The following is a 26,655-nucleotide window of genomic DNA, read 5'->3' on the forward strand; positions in this document are numbered from 1 at the left end:
TAAGTATTAAAAAAGGCTAACGTTATCGTTAGCCTTTTTTGTGTCTTCAGTTTTCTAATAATAGATCTATCACTACTCCGCAGGACTCATTTGCTCTAAGCGCGCAGCATCTGCTTGCTGTGCCTGATCGATCTTGGTAGTAGCATCATCTAGAATGGCTTTCGGCTGCTGACCTAAGGGCTTGCTTGCGATATCTGATGTATGGCTGTCATTAGCATTTCTCGTATCAGAACCATTATTTTCAGATACAGCTGCCTCACTACTCGCTGCTATAACTTCTCGGTTTTGTTCACGTTGACTGCCATTCATGACATTAAAACCCAATAACACAACCATACCAACGACCGCGAATATAATCAGATGTTTCATTTGCATAAAAATGTCTCGTCTAGTTCGATAAAATGTAGATAAACATTTCGCTGCATTTTCTATGCCGATTTTTATAGTTGGTATTCAACGCTACTCTTGCGGGCTACTATTACTTAATAAATCAGTTTCATCTGAATTTTCGGCAATTTCCTGTTCAACCTTTTCCATTAGCTTTTCGTCAGGGCGCGCATCAAGCACTTGATCGGCATTCCGACCTTGCAAGATATGCTTCGCCCGCGCCTTTGCTTGTTGCTTATCTTTATCTTCAATCGTAGTTTCAGCCGCTTGAGCGTCATTAGCTATTTTAGAATCATTAGAAGGCTTAACGATGATAGGCGTTACTGTTATGTCCTCTTGAGACTTATCACCATTTCGACTGCTTTGGAAATACTCAAACGCTTGTTCTAGTTTATGGTTAAAGCGTAACTGATAAATTGGCTCAGGTAAGCTAAAACCTTCATCTTCTAAAGCATGCTTGGTCTCGCGAATAGCTATACTGCGGGCTTTGGAAAAATCAGCTTCTGATTGATTGACCCATACTTGGAACTGCAAAATAATGTTTGAGTCGCCTACCTCCTTGATAATCGCAGTGACTTTTGGCTTATCTAAGGCAAAACCCAATTGAGCAATCGCATCGATACCCACTTTGATGGCAGCAAGCGGATCGTCATTGGCATCAACGCCTAATTCAAAGGTAAAGCGGCGCTCAGGATTTTTGGTATAATTTAAAATCGTGGCTTTAAATACTTCGGCATTAGGAATACGTAATTGATTGCCATCTAACGTCATTAAAATAGTCGCGCGCGACGTCAGGCGCACCACTATTCCCTCTTGAGCATTAATCAAAATATGATCGCGGGCGCGAAATGGCTGGCGAATACTGAGCATTAAAGAGGCAATATAATTTTCAATAGTATCCTTAACCGCGAAACCAACGGCAATACCGATGACCCCAGCGCCGCCAAGTAGCGTTCCCAAAATCGTCTCCGCGCCGATCAGGCTTAACGCTAATATAAGCCCCAGAATAATAAAGATGACTTTGACGGTCTGCGACAATAATTCTGCGACAAAAGGATTGGGCGTTAAGCGCTGCCACATTTTTTGCCGATTGGACAACCAACTACCAAACCAAGTTACTAAAGCAAATAAAATAATTCCGACCAATAATAACGGCACAGCTTTGATAAGGTTTTTGGCTTGAGCTTTGATGCTTTGATAAACCGTCGTGACATTATCCTGAACATCAAGCGTTCGGTTAATCTTATCTTCGACTGTGACAACATCTGTCAAACGATTGGTGAGATTAATGGCTTGTTGGGCTTTTTTCTCGTTGGGTGTTTCACCGGTTAAAGTAACAACGCCTTGAGTGACACCAACATTAATTGCTTGCAAGCCTTCAATTTCTGAGAATATCCCACTGATACGTTGGCGGATGTCATTATCATGTTGCACAGTTTGAGCGGTTTCAATTTGAGTGTTATTACTGCTCTCGCCATCGATAGAAGGTGCAGGTTCAATTGAAATAGGGGTTAGCGGAGGTGGTACAGCTGGCGCTTGAGCCGGCAAAGTGCCACTTTCAGGAGTATTACTAGGAAGAGGGGTGCTATTAATGTCATTAGCCGCATTAGGTAATGCGTTGCTATCAAGCGCAGGCTTGGCAGTATTACTGTCTAATACAATAGGATTAACAGTTTCACTTTCTTGAGCGGCATAAGCTGGTAAACTTAATAGGATGCTTAATGGCAACAGCCATTGACTCCACATTTTTTGGCACTTGCGTGATGTAATGCAGTCAAAATAAGTGGCCATAAGCATCCTTGATTACGCCTTATCTATTCAAAATCTGATAAGCGTATTTTTCAAATATTATTTACCGTCCAAATAAAGTTGTGCCTCGCCCAAATCTAACGTGCCCTCATAGATAGCACGACCAGTAATGATACCTTCAATGCAATCACCATAAGGTTTTAACAACTCAATATCTTTCATATCGGTGACGCCGCCTGATGCAATCACTGGTAAGCCACCTTCACGTGCTAAATTAACGGTTTGCTCGACATTAACGCCTTGCATCATGCCATCACGGGCGATATCGGTATAGACGATAGAAGACACGCCAACATCAGCAAAACGTTTGGCAAGCTCTGTGGCTTTGGTGTCAGTCACGTTTGCCCAACCATGGGTTGCAACCATGCCATCTTTGGCATCGATACCAACGATAATGTGTCCAGCAAACTCACGGCACGCCTCAGCAACAAAATCTGGATCTTCAACCGCTTTGGTACCGATAATAATATAGGTCAGACCAGCAGTAATATACTGCTCAATAGTTTGCATATTGCGCACACCGCCGCCCAATTGAATTGGCAGTTTAGGAAAAGCTTTTGCAATGTCATGCACCACTTGCTTATGCACTGGAATCCCATCAAATGCGCCATTTAGATCGACCAAATGCAGACGGCGCGCGCCTTCTTTTACCCAACGTGCCGCCATCGCCACAGGGTCATCAGAAAATACCGTATCATCTTCCATACGACCTTGTTTTAAGCGCACACACTTACCATCTTTGAGATCGATAGCAGGGATAATCACAGGGACAGCGCACATATAGGATTCCTTATAAAACGATATTAATAATCAAAACTTGGAGGTAGGTTAGCTTACAAGAGCCATTTAAACACAAACTTAATATAAAATGTCTAGAACTGCCAATTTAAACAGGTCACGGTAAAGTCAATTCACTACCAAAGATGTATAAGCCTGATAGTGATTTAAAAATGATGTAAGTACTCTAGTCATAAAATCAACTAAAGTTTTCTCTCTATTGCAGCAGAAAACAGACAGTCATAACCATAAGTTTTAGCACAAAGGATTACTAGCAACATTGGGTAAATTCGATTACCAACTGGCAATTTTAGGTCAGTTTAGCGTATAATCCTAGGTAAATTTGTATTTGTGCGATAAAGCCAGATCGTCTGCTACCTATAGATGGTTTCGATCATTGCAAGATAGATGATAATGCGGTATTGATACGCTATTAAACGTTTTGCTTAGCAACGGCTGTTACTCAGTCCTAATATTTACCCTATAATCATAGGTTATTCAATAGCGCTTAGATAGCTTCTACTCAGTATCATAAGTCATTTATCTCTCATTTGTATTTAAGCAAATGGGTGGTGGTGCTTAAATCTCACAAATAGTATGGATTTTAAGATTTTAATAAATCGTATGGTAAAACCGTATTTTGTCTAACACCATTTCTTTAAGAGATGAGAATTAGATTGCAGTGTTTTAGTATACACCTTGGTAGCCAGTCGCCACTTTGGTCATTCGAATAAGACATTAACGTGTTGTTAAGGAGTCTAAGGTCAGCGTTAATACTCTTACTAGTAGTCATGAAGTGTCATTATTAAAAACCTTATCGCTGTCTTTTTATAAGATATGATTGGGTTATTTTAGTGATGGCGTTACCATTCATGCTGCCGATATACCACACAGGACGTCTGGTATCGTTTTAGACTATGGACTAAGTTTTCGCTTATGATTACCATCAAGAAAGGTTTGGATTTACCCATCACTGGTGAACCCTCCCGCGAGATATCTGAGCACAGACCCGCCCATGTGGCACTTATTGGCTATGATTACGTTGGTATGAAGCCGACGATGAATGTCAAAGAAGGCGATATCGTAGCAAAAGGTCAACCCGTTTTTGAAGACAAAAAACGGGCTGGCGTTATCTACACTGCGCCTGCTGCTGGTAAAGTCATCGCCATTAAACGCGGTGAACGTCGTGTGTTTGAAAGTCTTGTAATTGCGGTCGACCCAAATGGTGCGGAAGTAGAATTTCAGCGCTACGACTCCCAGCAACTTGCTGACCTAGATTCTGAAGTCGTTGAAACCCAACTGCTTGCCTCTGGTGAATGGACGGCGTTCCGTACGCGCCCCTTTAGCCGTGCTCCTGAAATCGGTGCGCGTCCTCATGCTATCTTCGTCACAGCCATGGATACCAATCCATTGGCATTTGACCCGATGTTGCTGATCAATGAGCAATTGCAGGCGTTCAATGACGGTCTTGCTGTATTATCCACTTTGAGCCCAAAGACCTTTGTCTGCCATCATGGCAATAGTCAGTTGACGCCAGTTGCAAAAACTGCAGCTAATAATGTCACTGAGTATCATAGCTTTGCGGGCAAACATCCTGCTGGTCTTGCAGGCACGCACATTCATTTCTTGCACCCTATCATGCGCGGTACAAGCGTTTGGACGATTGGTTATCAAGATGTGATTGCGATTGGCAAGCTATTTACTAGCGGGCGTTTATATACTCGTCGCCTGTTGAGCTTAGCTGGTCCTGCTGTTAGCAATCCTCATATTATCGCCACCGAACGCGGTGCGGATATTGCTGCCTTGACCAAAGGTAATTTGACAGCTGGCGAGAACCGTGTGATTTCAGGTTCAGTGCTGTCTGGGCGTCAAGTATTTGGCAATATTGCCTATCTTGGTCGCTTTGATAATCAAGTCAGTGTGCTAGCAGAAGGTCGTGAGCGTCCAGCGTTCCACTTCTTTACGCCAGGCGCCAACCGCTTCTCTAAACTGCCTATCTATATTTCGCAGTTTTTTGGTGGCAAAAAATATAACTTCACTACCACAAGCAATGGCTCACCTAGAGCGATGGTGCCAATCGGTGTCTATGAAGAAGTCATGCCACAAGACTATCTGCCAACCCAGCTATTACGTGCTTTGATTGTCGAAGACATTATCACGGCTGTAGATTTGGGTGTACTTGAATTGGACGAAGAAGATTTAGCATTATGCACCTTCGTATCTCCTGGCAAATATGAATTCGGCGATATTTTGCGTGATAACTTAACGCGCATTGAGCTGGAGGGCTAACCACGATGAAATTTTTACACAATATGTTCGATCGTATGGAGCCGTCTTTCACCAAGGGTGGCAAACACACAAAATACTACGCCATCTTTGAGATGTTTGATACGTTTTTGCGTCAACCAAGCTCAACGACATACGCCTCATCACATGTACGCGACGGTATTGACCTTAAGCGTATTATGATTACCGTCTGGTTATGTACCTTCCCAGCCATGTTTTGGGGTATGTACAATATCGGTCATCAAGCATTAACTGCGATTGCAACCCTTGGCTTACAGCCTGAAGGCTGGCGCACCATTATCACCAGTATGGCAGGCTACAACCCAGACAGTATCTGGGCAAGCTTCGTCTACGGTGCTATGCAGTTCTTACCGATTTATCTTGTGACCTTTGGGGTTGGTATTCTCTGTGAGATTATCTTTGCCGTCGTCCGTGGTCATGAAGTCAACGAAGGCTTCTTTGTTACCTCTGTACTGTTTGCACTATGTCTGCCACCCGATATCCCATTATGGCAAGTTGCCTTAGGTATTATCTTTGGTGTGGTCGTGGCAAAAGAAGTATTCGGTGGTACAGGTAAAAACTTCCTTAACCCTGCCCTATCGGGTCGTGCGTTCTTATACTTTGCTTATCCGGCTTATATGTCAGGCGACTCAGTATGGACCGCGGTTGATGGTTTTTCAGGTGCAACGCCACTTGGTCTTGCTGCCCTTGGGGTTGTCCCACAAGACTTCGTTGATGTTTATGGCAATGCCATCACGTGGAGTGATGCATTCTTAGGCAACATGCAAGGCAGTATCGGTGAAGTATCGACGCTAGCTATCTTAATGGGTGCTGCTGTCCTACTTTGGACGCGCATTGCCTCATGGCGCATCATGGCAGGTTGTGTGGTGGGTCTGATTGCCACATCTCTTGTGTTTAATATGATTGGCTCTGAAGACAATATGATGATGAGCTTGCCGTTTTACTGGCACTTAGTGATCGGTGGTTTTGCTTTTGGTGCCGTGTTTATGGCAACTGATCCAGTATCTGCTGCGCATACCAATAAAGGGCGCTGGGCTTACGGTATCTTGATTGGTTTTATGACCGTATTGATTCGTGTCATTAATCCAGCTTTCCCAGAAGGCATCATGCTAGCCATTTTATTTGCTAACTTATTTGCGCCACTGTTTGACTATTTTGTCACTCAAGCAAATATCAAACGCCAAACTGCTCGGAGGGTTCGCTATGTCCAAGCCCAAAAGTAATAACGCAAAAACCATCAGTGTGGCGTTGACGCTATGCTTGGTGTGTTCGGTATTGGTCTCAGCTGCGGCTGTGGGTCTAAAGCCTGCGCAAGTAGAAAACGCGCGCTTAGACCGTAATAAAAACATCTTGGTTGCCGCTGGTATGTTTGACCCTGCGTCTGATACCAATGAAGATGTGGCGGAGCGCTTTAAAGATTTTGAGGTAAAAATCGTTGACCTAAATAAAGGCAACTACCTTGATGATGACGCGCTGACCGCTGCTGGCATCCCTGACCGTAATGCTTATGACGCCAGCCAAGCAACTAAGAATAAAGCACTGAGTGAAGATTTGGGTGGTAATGATCCTGCCGGTATCGGTCGTAAGCCTAAATATGCCAAAGTTTATGTCAAAAATGACGACGCTGGACAACCTGAAATAGTGGTACTACCGATCCAAGGCTACGGTCTTTGGGGTACTATCTATGGTTTCTTGACCCTTGAAAGCGACATGAATACCATCAAAGGTATCAGTTTCTATGACCATAAAGAAACTCCAGGTCTAGGCGCTCGTATCGAAGAGCCAGAATGGCGTGCGATGTGGAGTGGTATTCATTCTTATGATGACAAAGGTGCCGTTGCTACTGGCGTAACCAAAGCTGGTAACCCAAAAGAGAACTGGGTTGACGGTATCAGTGGTGCAACTTTGACCAGTCGCGGCGTCAGTAACATGATTCAGTTTTGGCTTGGCGAGCAAGGCTATAAGCCGTACTTAGATCAGCTGCGTAAAGAGAGTGGTGAAACACTGGTAGACGCTGAAGTAAAAGCAAGTCAAAGCCCTTATAAAAAACTGGGTCAAAACTTACATCAACAGCAGGCGCATTCTGTAACCGAACTGGTAGCAGTGATACCAGCAGCACACGGCAAGGAGGCATAACATGGCTGATACAAAAAGTATTTTAACCTCGCCCATTTTTGATAATAACCCTATTGCTCTACAGATATTAGGTATCTGTTCGGCATTGGCGGTAACGACCAGTGTAGCAAATGCACTAGTGATGAGCGTGGCATTGACCTTGGTCACAGCATTTTCAAGCTTTTTTATCTCTATTATCCGTAAGCAAATCCCATCGAGTATTCGTATTATCGTGCAGATGACGATTATTGCTTCATTGGTTATCTTGGTCGATCAGATACTAAAAGCGGTCGCTTATGATGTCAGTAAAGGCTTGTCGGTATTTGTTGGTTTGATTATCACCAACTGTATCGTCATGGGACGTGCTGAAGCATTTGCCATGAGCAATCCGCCTATTCCAAGTTTCTTGGATGGTATCGGTAACGGTTTGGGTTATTCAGCCGTATTATTATTTGTCGCCAGTATTCGTGAAATCTTGGGTGCAGGCAGCTGGTTTGGTATCACCATTTTACAAACTGCGACCGACGGTGGCTGGTATGTACCAAATGGTTTATTGCTACTACCGCCGTCAGCATTCTTCATTATCGCCCTGTTTATCGTGATTATCCGTACATGGAAACCTGATCAGGTCGAAGATGCTGAATTTGTAATGAAGCCGCAATCTAAAGGCATGGCTCAAGGGGGCGGTCACTAATGGGACATTATGTCAGTTTATTTATAACCTCGGTCTTTATCGAGAATATGGCGCTGGCCTACTTCTTAGGTATGTGTACCTTTTTAGCGGTATCAAAAAAGGTTTCAACCGCCATCGGTCTTGGGGTAGCAGTCGTTGTCGTGATGGCCATTACCGTACCGCTAAATAACCTACTGTTCCAGTTCATCCTAAAAGATGGTGCGCTGGCATGGGCAGGTTTCCCTGATATCGACTTAAGCTTCTTAGGCTTACTCAGTTATATCGGTTTGATTGCTGCCACTGTACAGATTCTAGAGATGTTCTTAGATAAGTTCGTCCCAAGTCTGTATAACGCACTCGGTGTGTTTTTGCCACTTATTACCGTTAACTGTGCCATCTTAGGTGGCGTACTGTTCATGGTAGAACGTGACTATAACTTTGGTGAATCAGTGGTGTACGGTGTCGGCGCAGGCTTTGGTTGGGCACTGGCGATTACCGCATTGGCAGGTATTCGTGAAAAATTGAAATACTCAGACATTCCAGCGCCGCTGCGCGGTCTTGGTATTACCTTTATCACGGTTGGTCTGATGTCACTTGGCTTTATGTCGTTTGGCGGTATGTCAATTTAAACCGCTGAGCTTAAAAGCTTATTTAGCGATTTGACCTATTTAATTCATTTATTCGGTAGGGGTTCAGAGAAAACGCAATGACGTCTTTTCGCTCCCCTACTCCATAGATTAAGGATACCTACCATGGATTACGCTACGGCGATTGGTGGCGTTGCTATGTTTACCTTGATCATCATGGGTCTCGTTGCCATTATTTTGGCAGCGCGCTCACGACTGGTCAGTTCAGGCGATGTTACTATCCATATTAATGATAATCCCGAGAATGACGTTGTAACACCTGCAGGCGGCAAACTGCTACAGACATTGGCAAGCGAAGGTATTTTCTTATCTTCAGCCTGTGGTGGCGGTGGTACTTGTGCCCAGTGTCGTTGCCGCGTGATTGAAGGAGGCGGATCTATTCTGCCTACCGAAGAAGGTTACTTTACCCAAGGTGAGATTCGCAATCATATGCGTCTTGCCTGTCAGGTAGCCGTCAAGCAAGATATGAAAATTGAGATCGATCCTGAATTCTTTGATGTGCAAAAGTGGGAATGTGAAGTTATCTCTAATGATAACGTTGCGACCTTTATTAAAGAATTGGTGCTGAAGATTCCAGATGGTGAAGAAGTGAACTTCCGCGCTGGTGGTTATGTACAGTTAGAAGCGCCACCGCATGAAGTGCATTATAAAGACTTTGATATTGCTGAAGAGTATCAAGACGATTGGAATAACTTTGGCATCTTTAAATACGTCTCAAAAGTTGATGAGCCTGTTATCCGTGCCTATTCAATGGCTAACTATCCGGATGAAAAAGGTTTAATCAAATTTAATATCCGTATTGCCAGTCCGCCGCCGCGCGGTCCTGATGGTATTCCACCGGGAAAAATGTCTTCTTGGACCTTTAGCCTAAAACCTGGCGATAAAGTCACAGTATCTGGTCCTTATGGTGAGTTCTTCGCCAAAAAGACCGAAGCTGAGATGATATTTGTCGGTGGTGGTGCTGGTATGGCACCGATGCGCTCGCACATTTTCGATCAGCTCAAACGCCTCAACTCTGATCGTAAGATTAGTTTCTGGTATGGCGCGCGTTCTATTCGTGAGATGTTCTACGTTGAAGATTATGATCAGCTAGAAGAAGAGTTTGCTAACTTTGAGTGGCATGTGGCATTGTCTGATCCATTACCAGAAGATAACTGGGATGGCTATACAGGCTTTATCCATAATGTCTTGTTAGAGGAATACCTCAAAGACCATCCAAATCCAGAAGATTGTGAATACTATATGTGTGGGCCACCGATGATGAATGCGGCGGTCATCGATATGCTGCACAGCATGGGTGTTGAAGATGAAAATATCATGCTTGATGACTTTGGTGGTTAATTGGGGTAGTTAAGCTTAATCGTTAAGCAACCACAATTAATAGAATAATATATGCTAAATTAAGAGTCTCAATTGAGGCTCTTTTTTTATGGGCGAAACGGAAAGGATTCCTATGAAAACCAACTATAAAGATTTGACCATTTGGATAACAGGCGCGTCAAGCGGTATCGGTGAAGCATTAACCATCGCCTTTGCCAAACGCGGCGCTCGTATTATTCTAAGTGGACGTGATGAAGAAAACCTAGCACTGGTAAAAAGCCGCTGTAAAAATAGTAAAAAACATATCGTTATCCCTTTTGATATAACCGATGTTGAGCAAGCAAAACTAGCATACGCTACCGCTAAAACTCAAGCAGGAAAAATCGATTGGCTGATTAATAATGCAGGTATCAGTCAACGCGCGCTTATCATGGATACCACTGAAGACGTCGAGCGACAAATTATGGACATAGATTACTTTGCGCAGACGCGTCTGAGCAGATTGGTATTGCCAGATATGCTCGAACAAGGTGGCGGCAAAATAGTGATGATATCAAGTGTTGCAGGGTTACTCGGTACACAATATCGCGGTGCTTATGGTGCTGCAAAAGCGGCTATTCATATGTGGGCGAACAGTCTGCGTGCTGAATTGCACGAGCAAGGGATAGAAGTAGCAACGATATTCCCAGGATTTATTCAAACCAATATCTCTATTAATGCCTTGACTGGCGACGGTAGTGCACAAGGGACGATGGATGCGGCAACCAATAAAGGACTAACTGCGACTAGCTTTGCCAAACAAGTCGTCAAAGCCCTTACTAAAGGGGAAGAGTATATTATCGTTGCTGGTCGCAAAGAAAAGCTCGCCACCAAGGTTAATCGCCTATCACCGCCAAAACTTTATAAGCTCATTCGTGAGTCGCAAGTCAAATAAATCTAGCATGTTAATTAACTATAGTTAGTGACATGTGATATCGCTACATCACGTAGGGCTGGTATTAATTTTTCTTGCTTGCTATGCCTACAGAGACCGCAAAAAATTCATACCAGCCCTACCGTAGCTTTTTTAGGTATTTTAGCTATATATATTACATAGCAATCAATATCTGAAAATGTTTTAAGCCGACAATTGGCGTTATGGATGACAAGGGGTGTAAAATAGGCAACGCTTAGCTTACTTAATAGCTAACACCTCATTTATCCCTTCGCTATATCAAGTTGTGATGACTCATATGAAAAACCCAAGCATGCAAAAATCAATACCACTCTCATTTTCTGTCAAATCGATGAATACTGCCCTACTACCTATCATCGTTATAAGCGCCGCACTAGGGATGAGCGCTTGCCAGCAAAAGACCGATTATAATAATCTGAGCGGTGAGACCATGGGCACCAGCTATCATATTAGCTATCAGCTGCCTAAGGGTGCTGATGAAGCGGCTATACAAGCAGCCATCGATAAGCGCCTGCAAGATATCAATGACAGTATGTCCACTTATCAAGCGGATTCTACCATCTCTACATTTAATCAATTAGGCAAAGATGAGCCTATTACCATCGATGAAGATTTTAATCATGTGTTGGTAGCTTCAAGACAAGTTTATGAGCTATCGGGTGGTGCCTTTGATCCTACAGTGATGCCATTAATAGACACTTGGGGCTTTGGTAGCACGATGACCGTTGAGCGTTTGCAAACCCCACCGACGGCGCTTGAGATTGCGCAAGCCAAAGCCTTGGTCGACTTTGAAAGTATCATTCAAAAAGATAAGACTATCTATAAAGCCAAAGATGGCATTGGGCTTGATTTTTCAGCAGTGGCTAAAGGCTATGGTGTCGATGTCATCGCTGATGTGCTAAAAAACAATTATCAAATTCGCAATTATATGGTTGAGATTGGTGGTGAGGTGGCAACCTCTGGTGTCAGTGCGCAACAACAACCTTGGCAAATTGCGATTGATGCACCGATTGAAGGTAGTACCGTCAGCGAGCGTCAAACTATGGCAGTGATTCGCCAACCGATAAATAATGGCAACACGATGCATCTGGCGACCTCTGGCAACTATCGCAATTCAGTCGTCTTTGATGGTAAGCACTACAGTCATACCATTGACCCGACCACAGGTGAGCCGATTGTAGGTGGTGCACCATCGGTAACCGTCGCGGCAGACACCGTCGCGCTGGCTGATGCTTGGGCAACCGCCTTAACTGCTATGCCTTACAAAAAAGCTTTGAGCGTCGCCAAGGAGCAAAACATAGCGGCATTGTTTGTCGTGTTGGCAGATGGTGTGAGCATAGAAGCAGCTGCGGACAGCATTGATGATTGGCAAGTGGTGCAAACACCTGCTATGCAAGCATTACGTGCTGATAAAAAGTCCAGCTAAATCTAAAAACACTAATAGAAGCTAATTCGGTATCTTTCTGAAATTGTCTTACTCAGCTGAGAAGCTCAAACGGACAAGATGAATTTTTGCTATACTATTAAGAGGTTATCACACAGATAACTGTCCTACTTTTAACACGAGGTCTCCTCTATGTTTAGCCAACTGCTTCCCATGCTTGCTATCACCTTTACCGTATTCATGCTGTTTTTTATCTTTATGGGTATCGGTTATATGGTCAATAAAAAGCCGCTTAGAGGGTCTTGTGGCGGTGTTGCCAAATTGATGGGCAATGAGAAATGCTCGTACTGCGGTGATGACCCTAATAAATGCGATTCTCTAATCGCCGAACAACAAGAGAACGCTTTAAAAGCGGCTCAATTGGGCAAATCGGTATAAATAGTCGGTTTGTTACCATACGCTGGTAGTATTTAGCCGTCATTTGTTCTTATAATAGCGCCAGACCTTATAAAAAAAGGGCTGGCGCTATTTTTTATGGTGCAGCGTTATTGTTCTACATCACTACTTATAGATATTCATATTGCCTTACCCGTTAAGGTAGCAAGTTCATATGAATTGCTTTCTGCCAATATTTCGACATTCTATTTTTTCGTCTCACTCATCTTCTTTGTGAGATTTTTTCGGTGTTATTTTGCAAGCGACGACTCTTCGGCGCTGTTTAATGACGTGTCCTTTTTCTTATTCTAATAATAGTCGTGCTGCCATGTCTACCTCTCCTAATGTGCAAAATGATTTGCCTTTACAGTCTCAGACGGATAAGCCTTTGCCGTTTCAGCTGCCCTCTTCGCGCTTTACGTTTTGGCTGGTGTTGTGTGCCATGATTCTATTGGCGACCAATATGCGCTCGCCGATTGTGGCACTAGGTTCTATAGCACCGGTGGTTCAAGGAGCGCTCAATATCTCCGAAACCCAAATTGGCTGGCTTGGCGCGGTGCCGATGCTGACTTTTGCACTTGGGGCTTTTATTTCGCCAGCGATTGGTAAGCGTTTTGGGCTTGAAAATACTTTAATTGCAATGATTAGCCTCCTAACAATAGGGATGATTATTCGCAGCCTTATTCCCACTTGGATGGGGTTTTTGGGCGGCACATTACTGTTGACGTTAGCGATTGGTTTTGCCAATACCCTTGCGGCGCCTGTTATCAAACAACGTACACCCAGTCATATTCCTTTAGTTACTGGATTATTCAGTCTCACTATGACCGTATCGGCAGGGATTGTCGCGGGCGTGGTCTTGCCATTATCTGAGCAAGTAGGCTGGCAATGGGCGCTTGGTGGTTGGTCGATTTTGGGCGCCTTTGCCTTAATAATATGGGTGCTGCTACGACTGCGTTTGGGTTCTTCAAACCATCAGCCCGTAGTACCGCTTGCTGAAGGCGTCCAAGCCCCATCGCCCATCTCTATGTGGCGCACACCCTTTGCTTGGCAAATTGCCATATTTATGGGCTTACAATCGTTGCTTTTTTATACAGCTGCCAGTTTTTTACCGTCGATTTGGCTCAGTAAAGGCTTGTCAGCGGTAAGCGCAGGACAGATGAACTCGGTATTCCAGTTTATGGCACCTGTGGCGATTTTAAGCTTAACGTGGTTGGTCAATCGTGGACGCCCTATTCAGGCACTGGCGGTATTTGCAGCGGTTTTAAATGTGATTGGTATCTTAGGAGTCAGCTATTTATCTGCTGATTTGGCATGGTTGTGGTCGGCGCTAATGGGCATTGGTTGTTCAGCGATTTTTACCTTAAGTATGATGCTGTTTTCGATGCGTACTTATACCGCCAATCAATCAAGTGAGCTGTCGGGTATGGCGCAAGCGGTCGGTTATTTGATTGCGTTTTTTGGTCCATTGGGGACTGGTTGGTTACATGAAGCAACGGATAGCTGGGATTTACCCTTATTGATTATGCTGATATTGATGGTGGTAAACGTAGGATTTGCGTGGCTGGTCAGCCGTCCGGTGATGGTCGATGGGAAGAAGGTTTAGTTTTTATCACTAATCGATTAACTTTTGCACCATATTGCTGTTTATCTGATTCTGCTAGACTGGCTCTATTGCCTATAGGACAGCAGAATTATGATGAACAGACCTTTCCGCTTACCGCAGCGCTTGCTCACGGTTGTAGCATTGACGATAACAATCGCAATCAGTGGTTGCCAAAAAACGCCTGATGCTAATGAAGCTCAGACGGGTACTGGCAGTCAAAACAGCAATAAAAATACCAGTCAAACCTCCGATACCCAACTGTCTCAAACCACATCTACAACGAACCCTGCTGAACAACAAGCGCCTTTGACCATATTGGCATTAGGTGATTCGTTAACAGAAGGGCTTGGGGTGGATAATAATGCCAATTACCCCGCCCAGCTACAAACACGCCTGCAGGAACTGGGTTATAAAGACATTAAAGTCATTAATTCAGGATTGAGTGGCGAAACCAGTACAGGCTTGGTCAATCGATTAGATTGGGTATTACAGACCAAACCTGATGTTACTATTTTGACCATTGGTGCCAATGATGCTATTCGTGGTATTGATGTCGCGACGGTTGAAGCCAATATTCGTACTGCCGTAAAGCGCTTACAGGACAATGATAGCGTGGTCATCCTAGGTGGTATGCAGATCTATGACAACCTTGGCTCTGATTATGTAAAATCCTTTGCAGCAATATATCCAAGAGTGGCGAAAGACCTGAACGTGACGCTTATTCCGTTCTTTTTAGACGGTGTTGGCGGCGACCCTAAGCTCAATCAAGCCGATGCCATTCATCCGACCAAAGAAGGTTATACGCTGATCGTTAATAACAATATTTTGCCGATATTACAGCCTGAGCTTAAAAAAATAAATCCGTCGAATGTGACCAATATGCCTACTGAGACTGCACAATGACATCCGCATTACCTACTTCGCAAGCAGCGCTGCTCACTGCCACTAAGCTAAATAAAACCGTACACGTTGGTGACCAGTCTTTATCTATTATTAAAGACGTCAACATTCACGTTAATGCTGGCGAGTTTGTGGTGATCATGGGTAAATCTGGCTCTGGCAAATCCACCTTGTTGGGTTTGTTAGCGGCATTAGATTATCCTGATAGCGGCGACGTTGAGCTGGCAGGTCAAACCTTAAGCCGATTAAATGAAGATGCCTTGGCGGTTATTCGTCAGCGCGATATGGGTTTTGTCTTTCAGTCTTTTCATCTGCTACCAACGTTAACCGTTGCTGAAAACATCGCTTTTCCATTGGACATCGCCCGTCGTCCAGATGCGGCGCGTGTCGATGAGTTGATTGAGGCGGTTGATTTGGGTCATAGGCGTCATAGCTTGCCAAACCAATTATCCGGTGGCGAGCAGCAGCGTACAGCAGTTGCACGCGCATTGGTATCACGCCCAAAGATTGTCTTTGCTGATGAGCCTACCGGCAACTTAGATGAACAAAATGCCAATCAAGTGATGCAGCTATTACTGGATTTGCGTCAGAAAACTGGCTCAGCGTTGGTGGTGGTCACCCATGATTCAGCACTTGCTGACATGGCAGATCGCGTTATCACCATGCATGATGGGCGGATTATATCTTGATGGATAATAAGAATATAGAAGACACTTTATCGACTGATAATACCGACAGCATGGCTAAAGAGTCAGACGCTAGTGGCGGTATCGTACGCCAGCTATTGACGAGTACCCTTGGTTTACAAAAACTAGGCTTACAAGGATTGGGCGCGCAAGCACTTAGTCGGAGCTGGTGGCAGCGCTGGATATATCCAGTATTATTTTTACTGACTTTGACGCTGTCACTTGCGACCTACCTCACACTTGACTCTATCCAGCAGTCAGTTGACACCTATATCAATGACAATCAGCGCGCTTTGGTCGGTGGCGATTTAATATTAAACAGTAAGCAAGACTGGCCAAGCGAAGTATTAACGCAGATTGATACCATTGCCGATACACAAACGGTTTTTGACTATCAGTTTAGCGCGATGGTCGTCACTGATGAGCAGACTTTGCTTGCCAGCATAAAAGCGGTTTCTCAATCCTATCCATTATATGGTGACGTCGAGCTGGCATCAGGACAGCCCTTATGGCAGCAGCTTACAGCCAATAATGTAGTTGTCGCTCCAGAAATACTCAAAAGCTTAGATGCCGATATTGGTGACCAAATTACTATTGGTGATGCGCAATTTATCATTAGTGATGTGCTGACAAAAGAGCCTGATCGTCCGCTAAGCGCCTTTGGCTTTGGTGGGCGTATTTTGATGCCCCAGCAGGCATTAGAGGCAACCAATCTATTGGGACAGCGTAGCCGTATTAATTACCGTATTGAGCTGGCAGGTAATGCAGAATTGATGGCGACCCAGCGCGATAAACTGACGCAAATACTGACCAATTATCCTGATATCGAGCTCTCTGATGCCGAGTCTGCAGACACCTCAGTGTCGCGTATCTCTGATAATGTCTTGATGTTTTTAAAGCTTTTGGTCATAGCCGTATTGTTATTGTCCGCAGTGGCTATGTATGGCGTCATCACGGCATTTGTGACCAAGCAGCAGTCGAGCAATGCGATACGTTTGGCACTGGGTGAACCGCTTAGCTCCCTTAAACGTAGCTACTATCAGCTCCTTATTATCACTGCCATCATCGCTTGTATCGCAGCGATTTTAGTCAGCTTTGGGTTACTCAAAGTCGGTCAGCCTTATCTTGTGGCTATCTTGCCAGCGGATGTCAGCTTGGCTATTAACCCTATCAGTGCCATCAAAACCACCGTCATAGCCTTGGTGCTCACGCTACTCATCGCCCAACGTGGCTTGAGCACATTGAACACCACAAAACCTGCTACCTTGCTCAATCAAGGTGCAAGCTCAGCTGTACGACACCTGCCTTGGTATCAACGCTTGCCGTTAGCTTGGTATGGGTTGATGCTCGCTGGTCTATATGTGTTTTTTGTTTATGAAGTAGGCGGATGGCTATTTGGCGCGCAGTTATTAATCGGTTTAATTGGCTTTGTGAGTATATTTTGGCTATTGGCACGCGGCTGGCTGTGGTTACTGGCACGTATCGCAAGTAACACTAAAATAGGCTGGATGCAGCGTATTGCGATTCATAACCTTGCGCGTAAGGGCAACCAATCGGCATTATTTTTTGTCACATTAGCATTATCGGTAGCCGTACTTACCCTTATTACAACGCTCAATCACAGTATCAACGCCCAGTTTATTAACGCTTATCCTGAAGATGCACCCAATTTGTTTTTGTTAGATATTCAGAGTAATCAGCATGATGAGATTGATAGCATTATTGGCGCACCAGTGAGCTATTACCCTGTTATACGCGCTCGAGTGGTGACTGCCGATAATATACCGGTACAGGATATCGAGCCTGCTGATGGCTTTGATGATCCTGCGCGGGTCTTTAATCTCAGCTATGCAGATACGGTGATGGACACTGAATTCATTACGGATGCTGTAGCAGACAATCAGCTGTATGCACCCATTAACACTGAGAATAAAGACCCAGCGTCAACCGTTGCGCCCTTATCTATTTTGGATACTGCTGCCAGCTTACTGAATGTCGGTATGGGTGATGAGGTACGTTTTAATATTCAAGGGATTGAAATCGTCGGGCAGATCACCAGTATCCGCTCACGTTACGAGCAAGGACCCAGTCCTTATTTCTACTTTTTATTTGAGCCAGCCGTTCTCTCTGCTGCCCCGCAGATTCAATTTGCCACCGCTCATGTAAACGCTGATGATATTCCAGACCTGCAAGGAAAAATGGTACGACAATTCCCTGCGGTGACGACGATAGACGGGACAGCTATCGCTCAGCAAATCCAAGAGTTGGTGGTGCAAATGAGCCGTTTGGTCTACGTTTTTACGCTACTTGCCTTACTGACTGGTGTGATGGTCTTGATTAGCTCGTTATTATCCACCTCACAAGACCGTCTGCAAGAAAGCGCCTCATTTAGGCTGCTAGGGATGCAAAAACACGACTTATATATGCTAAACATACTAGAGCTTGGGGTATTGGGAATTAGTGCCGCGACATTTGCGATCATTATCGCCAGCGTTGGCGCATGGGCTGCCCTCACCCAATGGTTTAATCTACAATTTAGTGTGCCGTGGACAAGTTTGGCTATCGGCGGTGCGGCGTTAATCGCATTGCTCTTTGCCATTGCCATTATTTATGTGAGATTGGTGATTGGACGCGGGATTATGGCGAGGGTAAGAGCGATGATATAAGAGTTACTTTTGCATATTTAGCAAAGGTTAATGAAGGGTTGGTTGTTGTAGCTGATCCTTCTATCCTCTATTATATATCCATTAAAAAAACATTTAATAAAAATTACTCGAAGCTCTTGCTTAGTATTTATTAAGTACTAATACATTTGATTAAATCAGCCATACGTTATTCTAAAGATTTAACCTACTCTTGTTGATAAGTATCTCTTAGTATATATTAAATTATTAGAATCATTTTCACATAGGTTACTTCATGATTGTACCCCCTAAAGAAGATATCATAGCTTTTGTGCACAGCACATATGGTCAAGATGCCTCTAAAAAGCTCCAAAATATTCATCAAGGTGGTCTCAATAATGAGAAAGGAAGGGATTATGAGAACCAATTTCTTCTTTATAAGACCTTCGAAATAGCTAATAAATATCCACATCAATGCAAGAATCAAGTCATTGCATCGCAAACTATTGGGTTTGTAGATGACCTATGTCATATAGACTATGAAAAAAATACAAAGTACAACTTTCAAGCAAAAAATTCATCAGGTGAGGCTTCGAAATGGACAGAAGATATTTCTGATAGATTTAGAAAACAAAGAGCAATTGATTCTAATATATTTAAAGTTAATTCTACTAAGAACTGCTTATTAGTTTCAGATAAAGCTCGTACTTTAGAAAATGAAGGGAAAATCCCCGATGATTTAAAGTCTAAGGATACTTGTGAATATTTCAAATTTCATTCTAATATCTATGAATTAGTTAATAATACTAACCTGTATCAGTACGTTGCTAACTTAATAGAGAATCCTTCTAGTAATGAGTGCGATTACGCTGTAACCCTAATAAATGGGTCTTTGCAAGCAGGTAAACATAAAACTGTAAGTGATATATTTAAGCAAGCTGAGTCCGATGCAAACCCAAATCCTTTCATAAAATTTCGTGCTTCTACACCTCAGCTGCCTAGTTGGGTACAACAAATATTGACAAGTAATTCACATTGTGTCATGTATAGTTTAAACTATGACAAATTGATCTTAATTATAAATCGAATGTTTGAAGTAACATGCAGTGTAAAATCTTTGAAAGAAACACCTAAATCCATAGTAGACGATATTAAGAATATCCAAGATTTAGTAAGTCTGATGCTCTCAGTTACTGGCGAAGATATTACACAATCTCTAAGCTCCTCTAAAATGGGAGAGGTAAAATGAGTAGAATTTATACACCTATTGCTACACCTGAAGCCCAAAAGCAGCTTAACCGCCTTTTGGAAAGTACAGGTATGCCTGAAGAATATAAATCAGCTATGACAGAGTTAGGTAAGCTCTTGGCCGAAACAGTTTTATCTAATTTTAGTGAAGATATTAACAAACATACTATAGTAGTATCTACTGCTGAAGACGCTGACTTCCTTCAATGCGGTGTATCAACAGCGTTAAAGACCCATAAAATAAATACAAAGTTAGCTGTGTTCTGGAACCATCATTATCATTTACCCAGTAAAGCTAGTGTAGCTCCGATTTTACATAGTTTCATTGAACCAAATTATGAAGATGTGCAAAATGTGATCATTGTTAAATCTGTTATGTCAGGTAGCTGCGTTGTTCGCACTAACCTTATTGCGATGTTAGATAAAATCGAGAATATTGAGAGTATATATATATTGTCTCCTGTCGCCCATAAAGATTCTAAGAAGAAGCTTATAAAAGAGTTTCCAAAAGAAATTTCTAACAAGTTTAAGTTTGTATTTTTTGCTGAAGATGACGTTAAAAATGAGGATGGTGAAGTTATACCAGGTATAGGTGGTCAAATTTACAATCTACTAGGTCTAGAAAACCAACCAGCACTCACAGGATATATGCCTAATGTAGTTAGAGAGCTTACCTTTAATAGTTTAGAGTTTTCTTAATGTTTTCGCTTAACTAATAATAGTCGCCTTGTAGAGCGGTTTAGCCTTGATAGTAGCGGATATACTTATGTGACCGCTGGCTTGTGGGGACTTGGCTAAGAGGGTCATCGGCACAACAGGAACGCTATCAGCCTTTAGTCACCGGGCCAGTGGGAATATAAGATATGAACGGATGGTGAGATTAGATCCAAAACTTAAGCTCCTAAACCTCAAACCAAAACGCCCACTATTAATTTAGTGGGCGATTTTTTATTGTTTTGTTGTATCAGCATATAAACCAATATCAGCCATGCAGTTTACTTATTTATTGGGGGGATTAGCTCGCCCTCATTTGCTATACTAGCCCAACTTTATCGGTTAAATACCAACTTATAACACCCTCTCAAACAGCATGGTAGTCTTATGAAATTCTCAAAATTTGGTCAAAAATTTACCCAGCCCACTGGCATCTCACAATTGATGGACGATCTGGGCGATGCGCTAAAAAGCGATCAGCCTGTCAACATGCTGGGCGGTGGTAATCCTGCCAAAATTGATGCCGTCAATGAGCTGTTTTTGGAGACGTATAAAGCGCTTGGTAATGATAACGATGCAGGTGAGGCCAATAGTAGCGCGATTATTAGTATGGCAAATTACTCCAATCCGCAAGGTGATTCTGCCTTTATCGATGCCTTGGTTGGCTTCTTTAACCGTCATTATGATTGGAATCTGACCTCAGAAAATATCGCTCTGACCAACGGCTCACAGAACGCGTTTTTCTATTTGTTTAATCTATTTGGCGGCGCTTTCGCTGATGAAAATAGCGAATCTATCGACAAATCCATTCTATTGCCATTGACCCCTGAGTATATTGGCTATAGCGACGTGCATGTGGAAGGTCAGCATTTCGCAGCCGTATTACCGCATATCGATGAAGTGACTCATGATGGCGAGGAAGGTTTCTTTAAATATCGCGTCGACTTTGACGCACTAGAAAACTTGCCAGCATTAAAGGAAGGTCGTATCGGTGCGATTTGCTGCTCACGTCCTACCAACCCGACGGGCAATGTCTTAACGGATGAGGAAATGGCACATTTGGCCAAGATTGCCAAACGCTATGACATACCGCTGATTATCGATAACGCCTACGGTATGCCCTTCCCTAACATCATCTACTCTGACGCGCATCTGAATTGGGATAACAATACGATTCTATGCTTTAGCCTGTCTAAAATTGGCCTGCCCGGTATGCGTACGGGGATTATCGTGGCCGATGCGACAGTGATCGAAGCTGTCAGCGCGATGAATGCGGTAGTAAACCTAGCGCCGACACGCTTTGGCGCAGCGATTGCCACGCCACTAGTAGAAAACGACCGTATCAAGCAGTTAGCCGATAATGAGATTAAACCGTTTTATCAAAAGCAGGCCACCCTTGCCGTGAAGCTGTTAAAAGAAGCGTTGGGCGATTATCCGTTAATGATTCATAAGCCTGAAGGCGCGATTTTCTTATGGTTATGGTTTAAAGACTTGCCGATTAGTACCCTTGAGCTGTACGAGCGCCTCAAAGAAAAAGGCACGCTTATTGTGCCAAGTAAGTACTTCTTCCCAGGTGTCGATGTTAGCGATTACCAGCATGCACACGAGTGTATCCGCATGAGTATCGCTGCGGATGAGCGGACACTTATTGATGGTATTAGAGTCATTGGTGAGGTGGTACGCGAGCTGTATGATGAAGCTAAAAATAACAAAGCATCATAACTTCAATGATAAAAATAGTTCAATAGTAAAAAACGGACTTATGAATAGTCCGTTTTTTTCTGTCGTTTGATCATAGGTTTGACTGTATTGATTGACTGAAAAATCTTCGTCCGCATGGTAAGTCCATAAAGCACATACGACAGCATACAAGTATTGATAATATCGTGGATACTTGCCATCAGCTCTGCGCTTTCTATCCCTGCGAGACCTAGCTCGGTAATGGTCTGACGGTTATCCAAATACTCGCCTAATAAAGCAATACAGGTCACCATAATTAAAGCGATAAACGCTCTGATACTGTATTTTTTGAAAATTGGACGCAGCAAAATAACGCTTAATAGATAAACACTGATGCCCACATAGATATGTAGGGCATCTTTTTCTAATCCTGTGGCACTCACGACGCCGTTTTTAAAGAGATAAAAGTCCACTATTTATTCCACATATAAGAGAGTAGGAAGTCATTAAGCTTAAAATAAGAATAAAAAAGAGTTTGCGACCATGCAAACTCCTTTGCGCGAGAGCAAAGCAGTACTGTGCTCCTTCCTCGCTCAGATTGTGCCTTTGCCAACCTGACTGCGCAACCAAATATGTCATACTTATTTTTAAATATCCCAGTCTACAAAATTCTTTAATAACTGCAAACCTGCGGTATGGCTTTTTTCTGGATGGAACTGGGTGGCAAATAAATTATCTTGCAAGATACTGGCACAAAACGGCTGACCATAATCACAAATAGCAGCCACTTGCGAGCTATCTGCTGGCTCACAGTAATAACTGTGCACAAAATAAAAGTGCGCCTTATCTTCGATACCGTTCCATAATGGATGAGTAAAATCCATACCACTAATAGTATTCCAGCCCATATGCGGTACTTTTATCTGTGCGCCTTTTTCATCTTTCCATGCCGGATCAAAAGCGGGTACTGTGCCATCTAAGATACTCAGACAGGGCGTGCCACCATTTTCAGCAGATTGCTCAAATAACGCCTGCATGCCAACACAGATAGCCATAACAGGCTTATTAAATATCGCCTGACGTATGACGTCATCAATACCTGCCTCATGCATGCCAGCGATACAATCACGCATAGCACCAACACCGGGGAAGAAAATCTTATCTGCTGCTGCAACGACTTTTGGGTCACTGGTGATAGAGACTTCTGCCCCTACTGCTGACAATGCTTTGCTGGCTGAGTGCAAGTTACCCATACCATAATCTAATAGTGCAATTTTTGTGGCACGACTCATCTAAAAAGCCTCTTTGGTCGATGGCAAGGTATTTAGCGCACGTTCATCGTATTCACACGCCATACGTAGCGCACGAGCAAAGGCTTTAAAGGTAGATTCGATTTGATGATGGCTATTTTTGCCTTTTAGATTATCTAAATGCACGGTCATCCACGAATGATTCACAAAACCATAGAAGAATTCGCTAAATAAATCGACATCAAAAGTGCCGACATGCGAGCGCGTAAAGGGAATATCCATATGCAGACCTGGACGACCGGATAAATCAACCACTGCACGCGTCAATGCTTCGTCTAGTGGCGCATAAAAATGCCCATAACGACGGATGCCTTTTTTATCACCTAATGCTTTGTTAAATGCTTGACCAAGCGTAATGCCTGTATCTTCAACACTGTGGTGATCATCAATAAAGGTATCACCGGTACATTTGATGTCTAAGTCAAACAAACCATGACGCTTGATTTGGTCAATCATATGATCCAAAAACGGGACGCCAGTGTCCACAGTACCTTGCCCTGTACCATCAAGATTGACCGTACAGGTCACTTGGGTCTCAGCAGTAATACGCTCAACAGTCGCGATACGTTCAGGGCGACCATGTAAATTTAGTTTTTGCGTAGGATCTTGCTCAGCTGTATTGGGTATATTGGCTGTCGTCATTAAATTGGCGGTCATGGCTACTCTCTATAAATGAAAAGCTGTCAATAAAATAGGGCGAAAAACGCCCAATATATTCTTACTAGTGTCTAAAATAGATAATAAAACAATCAGGCTAAAAATAAGTTCAATGCTTATTCAAAAAGCCTGTTCAACAAGCCAAAATATGAGGCTTGATGCACACAGAACCTTGTCTATCTTCATCATAGCAAACCCTACCATTTACTGCCATGACCAAGCAGTAAACCACGCACAAAATTCTCGTATTCTGCTAAAATAATAGCTTCAGTTTTATCAATCGTCACCTTTGCTGATTCTATTATGCCTTGCTGTATTAAATTATAGGAATTAAACATGCCTTTAGAAGCCATTGCCATCAATAGTTTGGATACGCCACTCATCAAAAAGCCTGCTCGTGAAAACGAATTAGCCGAGCGCTTAGAGGCGCTCTATGACACCGATGATAGCCAGCCTGATGGTGCTGACGTATTGGCTATTATTGAGCAAGGTTTTAAACGTGGTCAAACGCTGTATGTCGGTATGTTTAATGACAAGCCTATCGCCGCAGTTGCTTGCTTTGATGATGGGCAGACCGATGCTAAACGCTTGCAGTATCTCACCGTACATCTGCAAAATCGCGGTCGTGCGATTGATGCTAAGTTTATCAAACTGGTTTATGATGCTGAAGTCAAAAAAGGCGTGCGTGCATTTGTTCCGGTTGATGCCGACATTCATCGTATTATGACTGAATACGAGCTACTACGCGTCAAGGATTAATTTTAGCCTAAATAGGCTTATTTCGATGACTCGTTCATTATTTTTGCCCTTTTATTACATATAATGCAAAAACCTCTTGACAGTAAGCGCTATATTTAGTTTAATAGCGCCTCAACGAAGACGGCTCGATAGCTCAGTCGGTAGAGCAACGGATTGAAAATCCGTGTGTCGGCAGTTCGAACCTGCCTCGAGCCACCATTCGTTTAAAGCATTCTAAAAAGCCTCAAACATCACTGTTTGAGGCTTTTTTTATGTCTCATTAATAACTCACTTCTATTAATACTCACTTTCACCGATCTATAACATATCTATGCTACATTTAAATCGTCTCAGCTCTTTATACTAAGGCTATCTATGGATAGCCGATAGGTAAGATAATGAGAGAATTTGATTATGACTTGGATTATAAGAATCTAGATTTGCGTAAGCAGCCTGAGCTGTACCGTGTCGGTCGCGGTGAACAAGGTGTATTATTGGTAGAGCCTTATAAATCTGAGATACTGCCGCACTGGCGCTTTGCTACTCCAGAGATTGCGATTGAGAGTAGCGATACCATTTATCAGATGTTTTTGGATTATCTGGCAGCAGATGACTTTGTCGGCGCTGATATGGCACGCAAATTTATCCAGATGGGTTTTACCCGTGCCCGCCGCTATGCCAATCATAAAGGCGGTAAAAAATATAAAGGGGCGGTCCCTGATGATAAAAAAGGTCAAAGCGGTGCTCATGGACGTGAAGAGCTGCCTCGGCAAATCGAAGACCCTATCAAAGCAGAGTCAGCACGTATTTTTAAAGAAAAATGGGATTTATGCCGTGAAAATAAAGATTATTTAGCGATGAAAGCTGAGCACCGTGAGCGCTATAAAGATATTGAATAGGATAGCAAAATTAAGGCTTACTGTTTTCTTATGCTATGGTAATCACCACCAAACAAGTATGAATAAAAAATGCAGCACTTTTAACGGGTAGAAATAATGGATAAGCAACTTTTAATTTTTGATTTTGATGGCACCCTTATTGATAGCGTGCCAGATTTGGCGGATGCGACCAATGCGATGCTGACTACCCTTGGCAAAACGCCCTATCCTCTCAATAGTATTCGTAACTGGGTCGGTAATGGCTCAAGAATGCTTGTTGAGCGCGCCTTGGTTGGTAAGATAGAGGTGTTAGAGGGTGAATTAACTAAAGAAAGCGTCGACCATGCTGAGCAAGTGTTTTTTGACGCTTATAAAAATATCAGTGGCAGCAAAACTGTCGCTTATCCCGATGTTGATAGTGGGCTCAGAAAGCTACAAGCAGCAGGATATAAACTGGCATTGGTCACCAATAAGCCGATTCGTTTTGTACCAAAAATACTGCAATCCTTTGGCTGGCAAGACATCTTTAGCGAAGTGCTTGGCGGTGATAGCTTGCCTAGCAAAAAACCAGACCCTGCGCCACTGCTACATGTCTGTGAGGCGTTGAATGTTACTCCAAAACAAGCGGTCATGATTGGTGATTCAAGAAATGATATCTTAGCGGGACAAAATGCCAATATGGACACGCTCGCATTGTCTTATGGTTATAACTATGGGCAAGATATTCGTGAGCTTAATCCTACGGCAGCCTTCGATGATTTTAGCGCTTTGGTTGACTATTTATTAAAGATTTAGCCTGCAAATA

The 26,655-nt window shown here is 43.2% G+C and carries 26 protein-coding genes and 1 tRNA gene; 20 read left to right on the forward strand and 7 right to left on the reverse strand.

Translation table 11 applies throughout. The annotated features are described in order from the left end of the window. Nucleotides 1-72 precede the first annotated feature (72 nt). The 3 genes from PSYCG_RS12620 to hisA form a co-directional block, all read right to left on the reverse strand. On the reverse strand, nucleotides 73-375 hold the full coding sequence (locus PSYCG_RS12620; protein WP_020444513.1) for a hypothetical protein: 303 nt from the start codon (nucleotides 373-375) through the stop codon (nucleotides 73-75). 84 nt (nucleotides 376-459) lie between these two features. Further along, entirely contained in the window at nucleotides 460-2,178 is a 1,719-nt protein-coding gene (locus PSYCG_RS12625; RefSeq protein WP_020444514.1) for a mechanosensitive ion channel family protein, read from the reverse strand. A 57-nt stretch (nucleotides 2,179-2,235) separates the two neighbouring features. Next, the gene (hisA, locus tag PSYCG_RS12630) at nucleotides 2,236-2,976 is read right to left on the reverse strand and encodes a 1-(5-phosphoribosyl)-5-[(5-phosphoribosylamino)methylideneamino]imidazole-4-carboxamide isomerase (RefSeq protein ID WP_011514724.1); all 741 of its coding nucleotides are present in this window, start codon (nucleotides 2,974-2,976) and stop codon (nucleotides 2,236-2,238) included. Between the two features lie 933 nt (nucleotides 2,977-3,909). Here hisA and PSYCG_RS12635 point away from each other — a divergent pair. The 16 genes from PSYCG_RS12635 to PSYCG_RS12710 all read left to right on the forward strand — a co-directional run bounded on the left by PSYCG_RS12635 (nucleotide 3,910) and on the right by PSYCG_RS12710 (nucleotide 22,309). Continuing rightward, on the forward strand, nucleotides 3,910-5,262 hold the full coding sequence (locus PSYCG_RS12635; RefSeq protein WP_011514725.1) for a Na(+)-translocating NADH-quinone reductase subunit A: 1,353 nt from the start codon (nucleotides 3,910-3,912) through the stop codon (nucleotides 5,260-5,262). Between the two features lie 5 nt (nucleotides 5,263-5,267). After that, nucleotides 5,268-6,503 (forward strand): NADH:ubiquinone reductase (Na(+)-transporting) subunit B, encoded by a 1,236-nt coding sequence (locus PSYCG_RS12640; RefSeq protein ID WP_011514726.1) that lies wholly within the window; start codon nucleotides 5,268-5,270, stop codon nucleotides 6,501-6,503. Continuing rightward, entirely contained in the window at nucleotides 6,484-7,416 is a 933-nt protein-coding gene (locus tag PSYCG_RS12645) for a Na(+)-translocating NADH-quinone reductase subunit C (RefSeq protein ID WP_011514727.1), read from the forward strand. Before PSYCG_RS12640 ends, PSYCG_RS12645 begins: the two co-directional genes overlap by 20 nt. A gap of 1 nt (nucleotide 7,417) precedes the next feature. Further along, nucleotides 7,418-8,089 (forward strand): NADH:ubiquinone reductase (Na(+)-transporting) subunit D, encoded by a 672-nt coding sequence (locus tag PSYCG_RS12650; RefSeq protein WP_011514728.1) that lies wholly within the window; start codon nucleotides 7,418-7,420, stop codon nucleotides 8,087-8,089. Next, nucleotides 8,089-8,697, forward strand: a complete 609-nt coding sequence (gene nqrE, locus PSYCG_RS12655; RefSeq protein ID WP_011281361.1) for an NADH:ubiquinone reductase (Na(+)-transporting) subunit E — start codon at nucleotides 8,089-8,091, stop codon at nucleotides 8,695-8,697. Before PSYCG_RS12650 ends, nqrE begins: the two co-directional genes overlap by 1 nt. A gap of 123 nt (nucleotides 8,698-8,820) precedes the next feature. Further along, the gene (gene nqrF / locus PSYCG_RS12660) at nucleotides 8,821-10,056 is read left to right on the forward strand and encodes an NADH:ubiquinone reductase (Na(+)-transporting) subunit F (protein WP_011514729.1); all 1,236 of its coding nucleotides are present in this window, start codon (nucleotides 8,821-8,823) and stop codon (nucleotides 10,054-10,056) included. 112 nt (nucleotides 10,057-10,168) lie between these two features. Further along, nucleotides 10,169-10,969, forward strand: coding sequence for an SDR family NAD(P)-dependent oxidoreductase (locus PSYCG_RS12665; protein ID WP_020444515.1), 801 nt, complete (start codon nucleotides 10,169-10,171; stop codon nucleotides 10,967-10,969). A 298-nt stretch (nucleotides 10,970-11,267) separates the two neighbouring features. Then, nucleotides 11,268-12,416 (forward strand): FAD:protein FMN transferase, encoded by a 1,149-nt coding sequence (locus PSYCG_RS12670; protein ID WP_041772341.1) that lies wholly within the window; start codon nucleotides 11,268-11,270, stop codon nucleotides 12,414-12,416. A 150-nt stretch (nucleotides 12,417-12,566) separates the two neighbouring features. After that, nucleotides 12,567-12,812 carry a (Na+)-NQR maturation NqrM gene (nqrM, locus tag PSYCG_RS12675; RefSeq protein ID WP_020444517.1) on the forward strand — a complete coding sequence of 82 codons (246 nt, stop codon included), beginning with the start codon at nucleotides 12,567-12,569 and terminating at the stop codon, nucleotides 12,810-12,812. A 283-nt stretch (nucleotides 12,813-13,095) separates the two neighbouring features. Then, nucleotides 13,096-14,415, forward strand: a complete 1,320-nt coding sequence (locus PSYCG_RS12680) for a CynX/NimT family MFS transporter (RefSeq protein WP_020444518.1) — start codon at nucleotides 13,096-13,098, stop codon at nucleotides 14,413-14,415. 90 nt (nucleotides 14,416-14,505) lie between these two features. Continuing rightward, nucleotides 14,506-15,318 (forward strand): arylesterase, encoded by an 813-nt coding sequence (locus tag PSYCG_RS12685; RefSeq protein WP_020444519.1) that lies wholly within the window; start codon nucleotides 14,506-14,508, stop codon nucleotides 15,316-15,318. Continuing rightward, nucleotides 15,315-16,004, forward strand: coding sequence for an ABC transporter ATP-binding protein (locus PSYCG_RS12690; RefSeq protein WP_020444520.1), 690 nt, complete (start codon nucleotides 15,315-15,317; stop codon nucleotides 16,002-16,004). The genes PSYCG_RS12685 and PSYCG_RS12690 overlap by 4 nt, the downstream gene beginning before the upstream one ends. Next, the gene (locus PSYCG_RS12695) at nucleotides 16,004-18,667 is read left to right on the forward strand and encodes an ABC transporter permease (protein WP_020444521.1); all 2,664 of its coding nucleotides are present in this window, start codon (nucleotides 16,004-16,006) and stop codon (nucleotides 18,665-18,667) included. The genes PSYCG_RS12690 and PSYCG_RS12695 overlap by 1 nt, the downstream gene beginning before the upstream one ends. Nucleotides 18,668-18,920: 253 nt before the next feature. Then, the gene (locus PSYCG_RS12700) at nucleotides 18,921-19,874 is read left to right on the forward strand and encodes a hypothetical protein (RefSeq protein WP_020444522.1); all 954 of its coding nucleotides are present in this window, start codon (nucleotides 18,921-18,923) and stop codon (nucleotides 19,872-19,874) included. Beyond that, entirely contained in the window at nucleotides 19,871-20,572 is a 702-nt protein-coding gene (locus PSYCG_RS12705; RefSeq protein WP_020444523.1) for a hypothetical protein, read from the forward strand. The genes PSYCG_RS12700 and PSYCG_RS12705 overlap by 4 nt, the downstream gene beginning before the upstream one ends. 402 nt (nucleotides 20,573-20,974) lie before the next feature. Further along, nucleotides 20,975-22,309, forward strand: a complete 1,335-nt coding sequence (locus tag PSYCG_RS12710; RefSeq protein WP_020444524.1) for a valine--pyruvate transaminase — start codon at nucleotides 20,975-20,977, stop codon at nucleotides 22,307-22,309. Nucleotides 22,310-22,347: 38 nt separating this feature from the next. Here PSYCG_RS12710 and PSYCG_RS12715 read toward each other — a convergent pair whose 3' ends face one another. The 4 genes from PSYCG_RS12715 to PSYCG_RS13470 form a co-directional block, all read right to left on the reverse strand. Further along, entirely contained in the window at nucleotides 22,348-22,740 is a 393-nt protein-coding gene (locus tag PSYCG_RS12715; RefSeq protein ID WP_020444525.1) for a hypothetical protein, read from the reverse strand. 174 nt (nucleotides 22,741-22,914) lie between these two features. After that, on the reverse strand, nucleotides 22,915-23,559 hold the full coding sequence (gene hisH / locus PSYCG_RS12720) for an imidazole glycerol phosphate synthase subunit HisH (protein ID WP_020444526.1): 645 nt from the start codon (nucleotides 23,557-23,559) through the stop codon (nucleotides 22,915-22,917). Then, complete coding sequence (gene hisB, locus PSYCG_RS12725) at nucleotides 23,560-24,234, reverse strand: imidazoleglycerol-phosphate dehydratase HisB (protein ID WP_020444527.1); 675 nt, start codon at nucleotides 24,232-24,234, stop codon at nucleotides 23,560-23,562. 197 nt (nucleotides 24,235-24,431) lie between these two features. Next, nucleotides 24,432-24,572 carry a hypothetical protein gene (locus PSYCG_RS13470; RefSeq protein WP_020444528.1) on the reverse strand — a complete coding sequence of 47 codons (141 nt, stop codon included), beginning with the start codon at nucleotides 24,570-24,572 and terminating at the stop codon, nucleotides 24,432-24,434. Here PSYCG_RS13470 and PSYCG_RS12730 point away from each other — a divergent pair. The 4 genes from PSYCG_RS12730 to PSYCG_RS12745 all read left to right on the forward strand — a co-directional run bounded on the left by PSYCG_RS12730 (nucleotide 24,571) and on the right by PSYCG_RS12745 (nucleotide 26,645). After that, a complete protein-coding gene (locus PSYCG_RS12730; RefSeq protein ID WP_020444529.1) occupies nucleotides 24,571-24,993 on the forward strand; it encodes a hypothetical protein in 423 nt (140 codons plus the stop codon). The two genes, PSYCG_RS13470 and PSYCG_RS12730, sit on opposite strands and share 2 nt — an antisense overlap. Nucleotides 24,994-25,115: 122 nt before the next feature. Continuing rightward, nucleotides 25,116-25,191, forward strand: a tRNA-Phe gene (locus tag PSYCG_RS12735). Between the two features lie 179 nt (nucleotides 25,192-25,370). Then, the gene (locus PSYCG_RS12740; protein WP_020444530.1) at nucleotides 25,371-25,871 is read left to right on the forward strand and encodes a DUF4385 domain-containing protein; all 501 of its coding nucleotides are present in this window, start codon (nucleotides 25,371-25,373) and stop codon (nucleotides 25,869-25,871) included. A gap of 96 nt (nucleotides 25,872-25,967) precedes the next feature. Beyond that, the gene (locus tag PSYCG_RS12745) at nucleotides 25,968-26,645 is read left to right on the forward strand and encodes a phosphoglycolate phosphatase (protein ID WP_020444531.1); all 678 of its coding nucleotides are present in this window, start codon (nucleotides 25,968-25,970) and stop codon (nucleotides 26,643-26,645) included. Nucleotides 26,646-26,655 lie beyond the last annotated feature (10 nt).

This window comes from Psychrobacter sp. G (genome assembly GCF_000418305.1).
In the GTDB taxonomy this organism is placed as follows: domain Bacteria; phylum Pseudomonadota; class Gammaproteobacteria; order Pseudomonadales; family Moraxellaceae; genus Psychrobacter; species Psychrobacter cryohalolentis.